Below are 11,609 nucleotides of genomic sequence, written 5' to 3'. Positions count from 1 at the left end.
CTTGCCGTTGCGCGGCATCTTGCGCGACGGCCGGACTCCTGATTCACTCCGGCAGTCTCAACAAGAGGATCGGTCATGGCAAAAGGTCAGATGCGACCGGGCAAGGAAACCCGAAAGCCGAAGAAGGATGCCAAGAAGGCAGGGACCGCCGGCGCGATACAGGCGCCGCCAGTGCCGGCCTTGAAGCTCAAGGAAAAGAAGAAATAGCCTTGCGCGTCGCCGGCGGATCGGTGCCGCGACATCAGGGCGCGGCGCCGGTCTGCCGTCGTGCGGCTCCGCCGGTCGTGGCGGCATTGTCCCGGGCGGCCACCGCCTTGTGGAGATGCACCATCATGGCGCAGGCGAACAGCGGCGACAGAAGGTTGAGCAGCGGCACGGCCATGAAGCCGGCGATGACCAGTCCGGCCAGGAAGACCGTGCCGGCATTGCGCCGCCGCAGATCCTTGGCCTCGGCTTCCGGCCGGAAGCGCATCGCCGCGAATTCGAAGAACTCGCGGCCGATCAGATAGCCGTTGACGACGAAGAAGGCGCCGATGTTGACGCCGGGCACGAGCAGCAGCGCCAGCGCGAGCAGGTTGCCGAGCACGACGATGCCGAAGAACTTCAGCGACAGCACCAGGCTGGCCAGCACCGGCAGCGCCCGGCCAGGCGGGTCGGCCGGGTAGTCGGATCGCTCGACCAATTCGGCGACGTCATCCAGGAAGAGGCCGGCGACGATCGCCGTCACCGGCGCGATCAGCAGCGCCAGGACGAAGGCGAGGCCGAGCCCGGCGGCGATCGCGGCCAACAGGCCGAGCCAGCCGGCCCATCCCGGCAGCCCGGGCAGCAGCGCCTCGAGCCAGGGCAAGGCGAGCCATTCGACGGCTTCCTTCAGCCCGAACCACGCCGCCACCAGGGCGAGCAGGGTCAGCCCGAGCGTCTTGAAGAAGACGCCGCGGAAAGGCCGGCTGAACAGATGGCCGGCCGCGGCGCGCGCGGCGTCGAGGATCATGCCGGGCTCCCTCCGGTTGCGGTTCGCCAAGCACATGGGGACTATCGGGCGGCCCGGCAAGATTTTTGTGCGGCGCCACATGGTCTCTGGACCATTTCGTGTCGGACGTGCAAGAAGACGGGGATTTGTCCATCGGAGTTTGTTCATGAGCCAATTCGATGTGCTGTGCATCGGCAACGCGATCGTCGACATCATCGCCCAGGCCGACGAGGCGTTCCTGGTGGAGAACGGCATCATCAAGGCGGCGATGAACCTCATCGACGCGGATCGCGCCAACCTGCTCTACGAGCGCATGGGGCCGGCGATCGAGGCCTCCGGCGGCAGCGCCGGCAACACGGCGGCTGGCATAGCCAGCTTCGGCGGGCGCGCCGCCTTCTTCGGCAAGGTCGCCGAGGATACGCTCGGCGACATCTACTACCACGACATCCGCGCCCACGGCGTCGCCTTCGACACCCAGCCGCTGAAGGGGCCGCCGCCGACGGCGCGCTCGATGATCTTCGTCACCCCCGACGGCGAACGCTCGATGAACACCTATCTCGGCGCCTGCGTCGAGCTCGGTCCCGAGGACGTCGAGCCGGAAAAGGCGCAGGGCGCGCTGGTCACCTATTTCGAAGGCTATCTGTGGGACCCGCCGCGCGCCAAGGATGCGATCCGGCTCACGGCCCGTCTCGCGCACGAAGCCGGCCGGCAGGTTTCCATGACCCTGTCCGATTCCTTCTGCGTCGACCGCTACCGCGACGAGTTCCTCGACCTGATGCGGTCGGGGATGGTCGACATCGTCTTCGCCAACAGCCACGAGATCAAGTCGCTCTACCAGACGAGCTCCTTTGAGACGGCGCTCGACATGATCCGCAAGGATTGCCGGATCGCGGCGGTGACCCGCTCCGAAAAGGGCTCGGTGATCGTGCGCGGCGACGAGACGGTGACGGTCAAGCCGACCGCCGTCGGCGAGATCGTCGACACGACCGGCGCCGGCGACCTCTACGCGGCGGGCTTCCTCTACGGCTACACCAAGGGCCGCAGCCTGCAGGACTGCGGCGATCTCGGCTCGCTGGCGGCCGGCCTGGTCATCCAGCAGATCGGGCCGCGCCCGCGCCAGAATTTGCGCGAGGAGGCGATCAACGCCGGCCTGCTCTGATCACAACGCCAACAGCGGCGGCAGCTGCCGCCGCTGTTGCGGCAGATGTGTCGGAGCCTGCCGCTCACTCCCGCCAGTGCTCGGCGACCCAGTCAGCCGGCAGATAGTAGTGGCTGAGATGCTGGCGGATGCCCCCGCGGCGCTTGCCGGTGAAGAGCGCGGCGAAGTGCTGCAGCGGCGTCTTGGTCGCCCGCCCCGACTTCCAGCGTCCCTCGATCGCCTCCGGCGGATTGAGATGGCCGGCGAACAGCACGACCCGGGCGTCCTTCGGCAGGCGCGGCGGCCTGAAGAAGTTGATCGGAAATACGGGAATCAGGTCGTGCCGGAACAGCAGCACCCAGCGGCGCGGCCAGAACTTGATGCCGCCCGGCGCGGTGCGCGTCACGAAGCGCTGCTCGTAGCGGAAGCGCCCGGCGATGCCTTCCGGGTCGGCTTCGAAGGCCTGCTTGAGCGGCAGCAGCTTGCCGACGGGAAACCGGTAGATGGAGGTCTGGCCCAGCCGCTCGAGCGGGCGCACGGGATTGACGGCGAGGATAACGTCGTCCTCCTCGCCATGCTCGAAGAAGCCGTCGAGCGATCCGGTGACGAGCAGGTCGAGATCGAGAAACAGCACCGGACCCGTCAGGTCGGCCAGTTCGGCGCTCCACAGCCGCGCCTTGTTCCAGATCCCCGGCGATTTCGCCGGCAGAGGTGCATCGAGCGGCGGCAGCGGCTCGCAGCGGACCTCGGGGCGAACGCCCTCGCTGCTGTCGGTGAAGCAGGTGAAGGTGAAGGGCGGCGTGATGTTGCGCGCCACCATCGCGTACAGGCGGTTTATGTAGGGCGGACCGTATTTGGTCCCCCAGTTGATGCAGATGATCTGTTTCTTCATCGCCGTCCGGGCGCTCCGCTCATCCGGCACACGGCGTCCGCCGTTTTCCGTCGCCCTTCAAGGCCGCCGCCACAAAGTCCATCCCGATTTGCGCGTCAAGCGGAATCCGCGCAAGGCCGGGGAAGGACGGACCGCCCCTGCCGGTCGTGGCGCCTGACTATCTCGCCGGCTTCGCCTTCTTCGGTGCGGCGGCATCCTCGGAAAGCAGTTTCGCGCGCGCCGCTTCCATGTCCCGCAGGTCTTCCTCGCCGACCTTGGGAAACTGCGGATCGAGCCGCTCCAGGCGCTCGACGAGCGTTGCGGCGATGACCAGCCGGGTGAACCATTTGTTGTCGGCCGGCACGACATGCCACGGCGCGCTCTTGGTGGCCGTGTGGCGGATCATGTCCTCATAGGCCGCCATGTAGTCGTCCCAGTAGCCGCGCTCGTCCACGTCCTTGGCCGAGAACTTCCAGTGCTTTTCGGGGTCGTCCGCCCGCTCCAGGAAGCGCCGCTTCTGCTCGTCCTTCGAGACGTGCAGGAAGAATTTGATGACGATCGTGCCGCTGCGCTCCAGATGCTTCTCGAAGGTGTTGATGTCCTCGAAACGCTCCTTCCAGATATCGTCTGTGACCAGTTCCGGCGGCAGGTTCTGACCGGCCAGGATGTCGGGATGCACGCGCACGACGAGGACTTCCTCGTAGTAGGAGCGGTTGAAGATGCCGATCCGACCGCGCTCGGGCAGCTTGGCCACCGTGCGCCAGAGGAAATCGTGGCGCAGCTCCACCGGTCCCGGCACCTTGAAGGAGGTCACGTCGCAGCCCTGCGGGTTGATCCCCGACATGACGTGCTCGATGGCGCCGTCCTTGCCGGCGGCATCCATCGCCTGCAGCACGATCAGCACCGACCAGCGGCCTTCGGCATAGAGCCGCTCCTGCAGGTCGCGCAGCCGCTTCACTCCGGTGGCGAGAAGATCCTTGGCCTCGTCCTTCTCCATGTCCAGCCCGCAGGTATCGCCGGGCTCGATGTCGGCGAACTGGAATTTCTTGCCCTTCTTGATGCGGAAGGTCTTGATGATTTCGTCTGGCAGCATGCGGTCCCCCCAAATCATAGGCTTCCGCAGTGTGCCGGAGGATTGCTGCCGCGCCAATCCCGCTTGCACAATCGTCGTTGCCGGTCTCCGACCGCTTGGCGGCGCCCGGTCTTGCGACGGCAGCGCGCGCCGGGCCACCGGCGCCTGGTTCCGATCATCCGAACATTTCGGCGACGAGACCGTGTACGCGCCGGAAGGCGGCTTCCGCGCCACCGATCACGGCCGCCTCCTGCACTTCGTCGAGTTCGAGCGCGTCGAGTGCCGCCGTGAAGGTCCGCCAATGCAGCCCCCGCCCCTCCGGCGCGCCGGCCAGATGCCTGGCCCCGAATGTCTCCGAAAGCCCCAGCTTCTCGGCCGCCTTGAGCAGGAAGGCGGCGCCGAGGTTCGACCCCTCCGCCACGTAGAGCCAGCCGAGCGCCGCCGGAATGTCGGCGTCCGCACCGAAAGCCGGTACCGTGCCGGCGGCCGGCGCCGCGATGCCGAGATCGGCCAGATCCTGCTCGATCAGCCCGAGCCGGCGCCGTCCGGCGAGGTCGGGAAGCAGCCGGTCGAAAACCGGATTGACGTAGAGCGCGTCGATGTCGCGGTGGAACTGATGCTGCACCTTCACGAACAGGCCGTAGCGCTCGCGGCTGCCGAAGGGCTCGCCCGCCATGATCGACTTGTCCAGCCGCTCATGCGTGTCGTGCGTCGCCGCCTTCAGCCGCTTGGCACGGGCAAGGTCGAGGGGCTTTTCGATGTCGATCGTCGTCATGTCTGGACTCCAGCGCCGGAGCGCGCTGCCCCGCGGTTCGGTATTGCGAAACGGAAACGCCCTGCGGGAGGGCGCACTCCTGTCTATGACGTTTCGGCCATGCCGATCCGGCAAAATAGATGACCTTTCCACACAAGTTTTCGTGGAAAGGCAAGCGGGAAGCGAACCGGCCGGCAAAAGCTTGCGCCAGCGAGGCGTAGAAACCGCGGCCCGGGCCGGGCTGCTGCACCAGGCTCAACGGATCGCATCATCCCGTACGATTCGGCCGTTCCGGCTCTAGAGCATGATCCCGAAAAGTTGCAGACTTTTTGGACAAAGATCATGCGACAAAACAAACAGATAGAGTGGAATTCCGGTCCATCTTGACCGGATTCCGCTCTAGAACTGCGTCGTGAAGCCCATGCGGATCGTGCGCCCCGGCGATGGCACCACGCCGGTCGACAGCGGATCGATGTAGTAGCGGTCGCCGATGTTCTCGACGCTGAAGTCAAGCGTGGCGGTGTCGTTGAACTTGTAGCTGCCGAAGGCATCGAAGATCGTGGCGGCATGGTAGACCGACGCGACGTTGACGGCGCCGCCGATCTGCTTGTAGCCGCCGTAGCGTTCGCTGAAGAAATAGGCGCGCCCGCCGAGCGTCAGCCGCTGGTCGAACAGGCGCATGCCGGCGGTGACGCTGCCCGAATATTCGGGCGGGATGTTCATCAGGCCGTAGTCGGAGCCGCCCACATTCAGCGTGCAGCGTTCCGGCCGGTACAAGACCGGTTCGTCGCACATGGTTACGTCGGTGTATTTGGTGAAGGCGCCTTCAAGGAAGAAGGTCCCGGTGTCGTACTGGACCGAGGCCTCGAAGCCGGTGAAGCGCGCCTCGTCGATATTGGCCCAGGTATAGTACAGATCGCCGCGTGTCCGGATGATGTATTCATCATAGGTGTTGTGGAACCAGCCCGCCTTCACCCGCAGCTTGTCGCCGTCGAGCAGGACGTCGTCGCGCAGCACGTTCACCCCGATCTCCCAGTTGCGCGACAGTTCCGGCTTCAGGTCGGGATTGGGAACGAGGTACTGCGTCTGGCTCGCCGCGGTTTCGCGCAGGCTCGGCGGCCGCCATCCTTCCGTGTAGCTGCCGTAGACCTGGATGCCGTCGAAGGGCGTCAGCGTGACGCTGGCGGACGGAAGCAGCCGGCCCTCGTCCAGGGGCGGATAGCGGTCCGTGGCCGGGCCTTTGCCTTCGCTCCAGTAATGGTCGTAGCGCAGCGCCGCCGATACCGTCAGCCAGTCGGTGAATTCGAGGCTCGACCGGTTGAATAGGCTGGCGAGCGTCCTGTCGCCGGTTGGGTTGCGGCCAAGATAGTCCGGATCGTCTGGGGCCCACGGATAGGTTACGAAGCCGGCGTTCTCGCGCGCCTGCTCGAACACGAACTCGCCGCCGTTCTGGGTGGTCAGCAGGCCGAGCGGAGTCTCGGCGATCGAAATATTGGCGAGGTCGCCGCCATAGGTGGTGACATGCGCCTCGATCTCCCTGCCGGGCTCGGCCGTGCGCATGACCGTGCTCTTGCTGCGGATGTCGGACATCCACAGGTTCGAGGTGAAGTCGATGAGGTCGTTTTCCTCGGGATCGTAGGCGTAGCTGGTCTTCAGCGTGTGGGTGGTCGTCTTGCTGAGTTCGTGCTGTTCGGCCGGGATGAAGAAACCGCCGGGCATCGCGAACGACAGCAGCGTCTCGTCCATCTCGCCATAGGTGTTGCCGTAGTAGATGTAGCTCAGGCCGAGCGAATGGCCGTCGCCCCACGTGACCTTGCCCTTGGCCAGCGCCGAGGTCATGTCCTGCGAGGTGTTGAAGACCTCCTCGCCGGGAGCGAAGGGCGACAGCGGCTTCTCGACCGGCGTCGCGTAGGCCACCCGGTCGTCCAGGAAGGTCGACTTGCCGTTCTTGCCGGTGAAGTAGTTGCCCGCCTTGCGCCGCGACACGCCCGCCACGAACTCGTAGTCGTCGGTGATCGTCGCCGCGACGGCGCTGCCGTACCAGCTGTCGCCGTTGAAGAATTCGGGCCCGCCGTCGCGGATGGCGGTTGTGCCCGCGGACTGTGGGCTTTCGGTGTTGGAGCCGAGGCCGCCCTTCACCCGGAAGCCGTAGGTCTGCCCGTCCTTGACGATGTCGTGCGCGTCGATCACCCGCATGTTGACGACGCCGCCCATGGCGCCGACGCCGCCCGCCCCGCCGGAAGGCCCTTTCGAGATGTCGATGCCGCCCAGGAAGTCGGGATCGACATAGACCTCGTTGCGGCTGCCGCGATAGCCGCGATAGGTGTGGGCGGTCTGGCGGGTGCCGTCCACCATGACGTTGACGCGGTTCTGCCCCTGCAGGCCGCGTATGTTCAGGTCGACCGACGCGCCGACCCGGTTTCCGGAGGCGATCACGCCCGGCGCCGAGCGGAAGACGTCGCCGAGCGAGGTGGGCGGCACGCGCTCCAGCTGCTCGGCGCTGATATGGCTGGAGGAACCGGGCGTCTCGAAAGGAACATCCGCCGCGTTGCCGCTGCCCCCGGCGATGGTGATGGGGTCCAGCACCAGCGATCCGTCGCTTGCCGGAGTGGGAAGCGCCGGCCCGCCGGCCTCCACCAGCGCGGCCGATCCCGGTGCGCCGATCCGCACCTGCACGCCCGTGCCGGCGACCAGCCGCCGCAACGCCTCGGCCGGGCTCATCGTGCCCGAGACGGCGCTCGATGTCTTGCCGCGCGCCAGCGCCGACGAATAGCTGATCTGCCAGCCCGTGGCTCGGATGAAGGCATTGATGGCCGATGGCAGGGGCTGCGCCGGGATCGAAAAGTCGACGGTCCGGCTGGTAGTAGGCGCAGCCTGCTGGGCGCGGGCGGCAGGGATAGCCGCGACGGCCGTCCAGCCCAGCACGCTGGATGCCAGCAGCGCCGACAGGACGCGCCGATGTCGATTGCCCGTCCTGCACGCGCCGACCCGAACGCACGCCACCCCGACCCGTCTTGCCATGTCCGATAAGCCCCGCTTGTCCCGTACCAAGGGGCCGCCGGCACGGTGCCGCAACGCGCCCCTCCCACACAGGACGTTCCGGCAGGGCGGAGTCGGAAAAAATAGTTGAGTTTTTAACGAAGGATTATGATGCCGCCGGGAAGGCGGGTCATCGACGCCCCGGCGGCGTCGGCCAGCGTGCGGATGGCGCCTTCGATATCGTCGAGGCGGTAGTTGCCGGTGACGTGCACGCGGCCCAGTTCCGCGTTGGCGACGATGACCGGCCCGCCGTGATAACGCCGCAGCTCGTCCAGCACCCGCGCCAGCGGCTGGTCGTCGAAGATGACGCGGCCCTCGCGCCAGGCCAGCGCCTCGGTGGCATCCACCGGCATGGCCGTCGACAGTGCCGCGGCCGTCGCCACCGCCATCTGTCCCGGTTCGAGCGCGACGCGCTCGGTGCCGCCCGACAGGCGGCTGACCTCGACCCGGCCGCGTTCGAGCACGGCGCGATCCTGCCCGGCATCGGAGCGGACCGAGAAGGCGGTGCCCGTGACTTCGACAGCGCCGAAGCGCCCGGTGACGCGGAACGGCCGGGCGGGATCGCTTTGCACGTCGAAGAAGGCCTGGCCATCCAGAAGCCGCACGTTGCGGCGTCCGTCCTCGAAATCGATCGCTGCCGCCGAGGTCGTGTCCAGCATCATGGTCGAGCCGTCAGGCAGCGTGACCGTGAACTGCTGGCCGACCGCGGTCAGGTAATCCGCCTGCCAGCGCAGCATGATCGCCGGATATTGCCACAGACCCAGCGCGACAAGCAGGACGGCGGCGGCCGTCAGCCCGCCGGTCCAGCGCGGTCGGCGGCGGGGCGCCGCCACTGTCCGCGTCGGCCGCGTGGGTGTCCCGAGGCCGGCGACCGCCTTGCCGAACGCCGCCGAACCCCAGATCGCTTCGATGGCGCGGAATTCCTCGGCATGTCGCGGGCTGCGGGCGAGCCAGGCGTCGAAATCGGCCTGCGTCTCCCGATCCGGCGCGGCGTTGCGCAGCCGCGCGAACCAGTCCAGCGCCTCGTCGACGACGCGATCGTCATGTGCCGGCTGCTGCTGGTCCGCTCGTTCGTCGTCTGCCACGCCAGCCATCCGCTGCCACTCGTCCGGGGTCTTATAGCTGAGACGTTCCACGCACCGAAATCCGGCAAAATGGGATCATGGCGAACGATGTTGCCTGCTGCCGTGGTTCGGCGATGTGCCGGCGCCGCGGCTGCCCGTCGCTCAGGACCGGTCGGGCCGGGCGAGCGCGGCCCGGCAATGCGCCATCGCCAGCTTCAGGTCGTTGAACACTGTCCGTTCCGACACGCCGAGAAACGCGGCGATCTTGCGGTTCGGCCACTCCTCGATGCGGCTCAGCACGATCACGGTGCGGGCCCGCTCGGGCAGGCCGGCGAGCGCCTCCTGGAACAGTTGGAGCCGCTGGCGCTCGATGACGGTGTCTTCCTGCGACGGCAGATCGGCGGGTATGTCGTCAATCTCGCGCTCGCCAAAACCGTCCGCCTCGACCTCGCCGCGCGTCCTTTTGCGGCGCTGGTGGTCGAGCGCCAAATTGCGCGCGGTCTGGTGCAGGAACGCCTCGACGTGCTCGATCGGCTGGCGCTCGATCGCCTTGCGCGTCCGCAGATAGGCCTCCTGCGCCACGTCCTCGGCGATATGCGGATCGCGCACGATGCGCAGCACGCTCCAGATCAGCGACCGGCGGTGCAGCAGGAAGATCGAGGTCAAGGTTGCGGGCATCGTCCGGCGCTGTCTGGCGATTTGACTCGCGCGCCTGCGGACGTCGAGCGGGGGCAACCTGAGGCTGTGCATAACCCGATCGGAAATACCGCGCAACAGCCAAGAATCCGGATCGGCCGATCCGGCGCCGTCGACTGCCGGCGTACAGGACGCCGCCCGCGCTTGCCGTAATAAATGAATTGCGTTTCTTACATGCGAGGCCTGGCGCCACCCCGGCCTGGAGCATCCCCTCGCCTCCTACCGGCCCGCTGCGTATCAGGCGGCCAGCCGTGCCGCGTGCCACCTGAGGTGGTCGTCCATGAAGGTGGAGATGAAGTTGTAGGAATGGTCGTAGCCGTCCTGCATGCGCAGCGTCAGCGCGATGCCGGCCTTCCCGCACGCATCCTCCAGCAGCCACGGCCTCAGCCCGTCCTGCAGGAAACCATCGGCCGTGCCCTGGTCGACCAGGAATTCCGGAAACCGCCGGCCGTCCTCGATCAGCGCCGTCGCGTCATAGGCGCGCCACGCCGCCTCGTCCGGGCCGAGATATTTTTCCAGCGCCGGACGCGACCAGCCGGCCGTCATCGGCTGCGCGATCGGCGCGAACGCCGAGCAGCTTTTGAACCGCTCGGGATCCCTGAGCGCGATGGTCAGCGCGCCATGCCCGCCCATCGAATGGCCGAAGATCGACTGGCGCGCCATATCCGCCGGGAAATTCTCGGCGACCAGCCTCGGCAGTTCCTCGGTCAGGTAGCTGTACATGCGGTAGTTCCTGGCGAAAGGCTGCTGCGTGGCGTCGAGATAGAAGCCGGCGCCGCAACCGAACTGCCAGTTGTCCTTCTCGTCCGGCACGCCTTCGCCGCGCGGGCTGGTGTCCGGGCAGACGATCATCAGGCCGAGCTCGGCCGCCATGCGCCGGTACTCGCCCTTGTCCATGACGTTGGCATGGGTGCAGGTGAGGCCGGAGAGATACCACAGCACCGGCACGCGGCCGTCCTTGGCCTGCGGCGGCGCGAACACGGCGAAGGTCATGTCGCAGGCGCAGGCGTCGGACGCATGCGTATAGACGCCCTGGATGCCGTCATGCGCCTTGGAAACGGAAACGACCTTCATCGGACCTGCCCTTCCTGTCGAGTTTTCCGGCCGGCATAGCGGCCATGCCGGACGAGCGCAACCGCTGTAGTCTCTGGCACTTTGGTCCGTCACCCCCACCCTACCCCTCAAGGGGAGGGACTTTGCGGCCGCCACGCCATGCGAAGGCTAGCGGAACCGTCGCAAGTTTCCCCTCCCCCTTGAGGGGAGGGGTTAGGGGTGGGGGTAATTCCATATGCGAGGGCAAAGGCCCTTCGATCAAGCCGCCCGCGCGGGCCCCGCCGGGAAAACGCCGGACATCACGACAAAACCCTTGATGCGCTTGAGCCGGTCGCACCAGCGGCGGATGGCGGGATAATCCTGGCGGGGGATGCCGCCTTCCTCCGACAGCATGATGTATGGGAAGCAGGCGATGTCGGCGATGGTCGGGTGGGCGGCCGCGCAGATCCAGCCGCGCCCCTCCTGCTCGCCGAACCACAGATGCTCGTCGAGGATTCGGAACAGGCGGTGCGCGCCGGCCCGCGCCGCCTCGACGTCGAAGTCGTAGAACAGGCCGTCATGCAGGCGCGCGGCCGAGGCCGTGCCGGTGATGCCGTCGGCGAAAGCCAGCCACTGGCCGATCTCGCCGAGCAGCTTTGGTTCCTCGCGCGGATACCAGGTGCCGGCGGGGTCGTATTTCGAGGCGAGGTAGACCAAGATCGCCTGCGCGTCGCGCAGCACAAAACCGTCGTCGTCGATCACCGGCAGCTGCCCGAGCGGGTTGAGCTTCAAAAACCAGTCCGACTTGTGCTCGCGGCCGGGATAGAAATCGACCGGCACGGTCTTCCACTCGATGCCGAGCATGCTCATCAGCAGCCGCAGCTTGTAGCAGTTGCCGGAGAGTTCGTAGTCGTAGAGCGTGATCATGCGCGGGTGTCTCCGGCTTCGGTTGCGGAGGTCTGCGCGGGCGAGA

The 11,609-nt window shown here is 67.0% G+C and carries 11 protein-coding genes; 2 read left to right on the top strand and 9 right to left on the bottom strand.

Annotated features, from left to right (window positions below):
- Positions 1-75 precede the first annotated feature (75 nt).
- Entirely contained in the window at positions 76-207 is a 132-nt protein-coding gene (locus tag AC5JDC_RS15220; protein WP_280954222.1) for a hypothetical protein, read from the top strand.
- 34 nt (positions 208-241) lie between these two features.
- Here the strand turns inward: AC5JDC_RS15220 and AC5JDC_RS15215 are convergent, their stop codons facing one another.
- Entirely contained in the window at positions 242-991 is a 750-nt protein-coding gene (locus AC5JDC_RS15215; RefSeq protein WP_495842366.1) for a sulfate transporter family protein, read from the bottom strand.
- Positions 992-1,136: 145 nt separating this feature from the next.
- On the opposite strand from AC5JDC_RS15215, the gene AC5JDC_RS15210 reads away from it, so the two are divergent.
- Positions 1,137-2,129 carry an adenosine kinase gene (locus AC5JDC_RS15210; RefSeq protein WP_495842364.1) on the top strand — a complete coding sequence of 331 codons (993 nt, stop codon included), beginning with the start codon at positions 1,137-1,139 and terminating at the stop codon, positions 2,127-2,129.
- A 64-nt stretch (positions 2,130-2,193) separates the two neighbouring features.
- Here the strand turns inward: AC5JDC_RS15210 and AC5JDC_RS15205 are convergent, their stop codons facing one another.
- From AC5JDC_RS15205 to AC5JDC_RS15170, 8 genes are all read right to left on the bottom strand, one after another.
- Positions 2,194-3,000 (bottom strand): glycosyl transferase, encoded by an 807-nt coding sequence (locus AC5JDC_RS15205; protein ID WP_495842362.1) that lies wholly within the window; start codon positions 2,998-3,000, stop codon positions 2,194-2,196.
- Between the two features lie 157 nt (positions 3,001-3,157).
- Entirely contained in the window at positions 3,158-4,072 is a 915-nt protein-coding gene (locus AC5JDC_RS15200; RefSeq protein WP_495842360.1) for a polyphosphate kinase 2 family protein, read from the bottom strand.
- Positions 4,073-4,226: 154 nt separating this feature from the next.
- Complete coding sequence (locus AC5JDC_RS15195; RefSeq protein ID WP_495842358.1) at positions 4,227-4,826, bottom strand: biliverdin-producing heme oxygenase; 600 nt, start codon at positions 4,824-4,826, stop codon at positions 4,227-4,229.
- A 378-nt stretch (positions 4,827-5,204) separates the two neighbouring features.
- The gene (locus tag AC5JDC_RS15190) at positions 5,205-7,730 is read right to left on the bottom strand and encodes a TonB-dependent receptor (protein WP_495842356.1); all 2,526 of its coding nucleotides are present in this window, start codon (positions 7,728-7,730) and stop codon (positions 5,205-5,207) included.
- Between the two features lie 209 nt (positions 7,731-7,939).
- Positions 7,940-8,938 (bottom strand): FecR family protein, encoded by a 999-nt coding sequence (locus AC5JDC_RS15185; protein ID WP_495842354.1) that lies wholly within the window; start codon positions 8,936-8,938, stop codon positions 7,940-7,942.
- A 132-nt stretch (positions 8,939-9,070) separates the two neighbouring features.
- Positions 9,071-9,586, bottom strand: coding sequence for an RNA polymerase sigma factor (locus tag AC5JDC_RS15180; RefSeq protein WP_495842352.1), 516 nt, complete (start codon positions 9,584-9,586; stop codon positions 9,071-9,073).
- 255 nt (positions 9,587-9,841) lie between these two features.
- Entirely contained in the window at positions 9,842-10,678 is an 837-nt protein-coding gene (fghA, locus tag AC5JDC_RS15175; RefSeq protein ID WP_495842350.1) for an S-formylglutathione hydrolase, read from the bottom strand.
- A 237-nt stretch (positions 10,679-10,915) separates the two neighbouring features.
- Complete coding sequence (locus AC5JDC_RS15170) at positions 10,916-11,563, bottom strand: glutathione S-transferase family protein (RefSeq protein ID WP_495842348.1); 648 nt, start codon at positions 11,561-11,563, stop codon at positions 10,916-10,918.
- Positions 11,564-11,609 lie beyond the last annotated feature (46 nt).

The organism is Kumtagia sp., from assembly GCF_059502445.1.
Note: the sequence above shows the minus strand (reverse complement) of the source record. Positions and strands in the feature narration are given on the sequence as shown.